Annotated in this window: 2 protein-coding genes and 1 pseudogene; all 3 read right to left on the bottom strand. The window is 67.2% G+C overall.

What is annotated here, in order from left to right:
* Positions 1-91: 91 nt before the first annotated feature.
* Positions 92-989, bottom strand: a pseudogene (locus tag ABZ495_RS37015) (IS5 family transposase).
* 21 nt (positions 990-1,010) lie between these two features.
* Positions 1,011-1,340 carry a hypothetical protein gene (locus ABZ495_RS37020; protein WP_359840387.1) on the bottom strand — a complete coding sequence of 110 codons (330 nt, stop codon included), beginning with the start codon at positions 1,338-1,340 and terminating at the stop codon, positions 1,011-1,013.
* 57 nt (positions 1,341-1,397) lie between these two features.
* Positions 1,398-1,631 carry a hypothetical protein gene (locus ABZ495_RS37025; protein WP_359840389.1) on the bottom strand — a complete coding sequence of 78 codons (234 nt, stop codon included), beginning with the start codon at positions 1,629-1,631 and terminating at the stop codon, positions 1,398-1,400.
* Positions 1,632-1,995: the final 364 nt, after the last annotated feature.

Below are 1,995 nucleotides of genomic sequence, written 5' to 3' on the forward strand. Positions count from 1 at the left end.
CAGTTGCGCTCGCGTCACACACCACGGTCTACCGGATCAGGTCCCGCCGCGAAGGTGAATCGCCAAGATTGATCACGACCGAATACGTGCCCTAGGGGCTGTCTGACAAAGAGCGGGCTCGCGGAGCCAGAGGATCAGGCATGCCAGGACGACTCCGGCTCGGTAGCGGTCGGCGAGTTTGTCGAACCTGGTCGCGATCGCGCGGAACTGCTTGAGGGGCGAAGCATCGTTCGACTACGTTGCGGTCACGGTAGATGGCCCTGTCGAATGCGGGTGACCGGCCGCCGAGGGTCCCACGTCGTCGGCGGCCGGCCACCTGGTCGCGGCGCTCGGGGATCGTGGCGACGCCCCTCGGCGCCGCAGCAGATGGCGGATCGCCCTGCTGGAGTAGGCCTTGTCGCCCAGCACGCGTTCGGGTGTTGTGCGCGGGCGGCCTCCTGTGGCGCGCGGGACGCGGATCCCGGCGAGGACCTGGCCGAAGGCGGTGGCGTCGTTGACGTTGCCGGGCGTGAGCACGATCGACAGGGGAAGGCCCCGGCCGTCGACGGCGAGGTGCACTTTGGTGGTCAGTCCGCCTCGGGAGCGGCCAAGGGCCTGGCGCGCCTGCGAGCGGCCCGGGTCTTCAGTTCGTCCCGGTCTGTGTCTCTTTTGCGGGCGCCGGCGGCGTGCTGGTGGGCCCGGTTGATGGTGGAGTCGATCGAGACGGTCCATTCCACTCGGCCCATCGCGTCGTCGCGGACCTGGACATGTTCCAGTAGCTTCGCCCAGGTCCCGTCGGCCTCCCAGCGGGCGAACCGCTCGTAGATGGTCTGCCACGCCCCGTACCGGTCGGGGAGGTCACGCCACGGGGCCCCAGTCCGCAGCCGCCATAGAACCCCGTTGACCACCTGGCAGTGGTCGCGCCACGGACGGCCACGCCCGTCCACCTGCGGCAACAGCGGTTCTATCCGCTCCCACGCCGCATCCGTCCACTCACCTCGACCCGCCACAAGATCAATTATCGACCGACCTCAGTCGCCCATGAACCACAGGTAGCTGCCCGGCGTTGCCGCACACGCTTCCAGGAGCACACCCAGGTCAAGGAGGGCCGCCCGCTGCCCCTCGTCGGAGCAGTTGCGCACCAGGACAGCAACCTCCTGACGAGCGACTTCGGCCTCCTGCTCGTTGAACATGGTGTCCCCGTACGGGTCAACCCAGCCCAACTTGCCGGACCCATGGCGGTCGAGCGCACTCAGCGCACGCGCCAGCGCGTCGCCGTGTGCGTAGGACCCACGAAGCAACGTCGTCCGAGACGAACCCTTGCGAGGCCTCCCGGAGTGCAGTTCAAGCTCAATGCCCATCGACCCTCCAATGATCTCTGCCTCACAGCTTCGCAGAGATCATTTGTCAGACAGGCTCTAGGGCCGACGGGTGACCATGCCGGAGGTGAACCACTGCACCAGGGTGGTGGCCAGGTGCACAGCAGCGCGGGCCGCTTCCAAGGTCTCAGGAACAGTAGGGTGCTGCTTACCGTGACGCGAGGTCTGCCCATCCCATAGGGCGCTCATCATCGCCTCCACCGCCTCGATCGCTCTCGGGACGGGCAGAACGGCGGTGAACTTCTGCGTGGTGGAGCGCAGCTCGCCGAGCATGGTGCCCAGCGTTGCGCGGGCGTGGTTGGGCTGCACTATCTAGCCGTTGCTCTATCGATCTTGGTGATCGTGAGTTCGAGTCTGCCGACTCGGTCGGGTGATCTTCTGGTCGGCAGGGCATGAAAGTGGGGCCTTCCGCACAGCTCGTGGGTGTCGAATCCAGCCGAGCAGCAGGAGGCCCCTGGTGCCGCAGTCTTCCGTCTCCGTGACGTTTCCGTCCAACTCCGCACCCCTGTCGTGTGATTGCCTCGCTCACCGGTTCGGGAACGCCGGGGACCACCCGCACAGGCGTCCGAGGTACCCCTCGGACATGACCGACGCGGAGTGGGCAGTCGTGCGCGACGCGATGCCCGTGCCCGCTTGG

It is taken from the genome of Kitasatospora sp. NPDC005748 (genome assembly GCF_040630735.1).
Lineage (GTDB): Bacteria > Actinomycetota > Actinomycetes > Streptomycetales > Streptomycetaceae > Kitasatospora.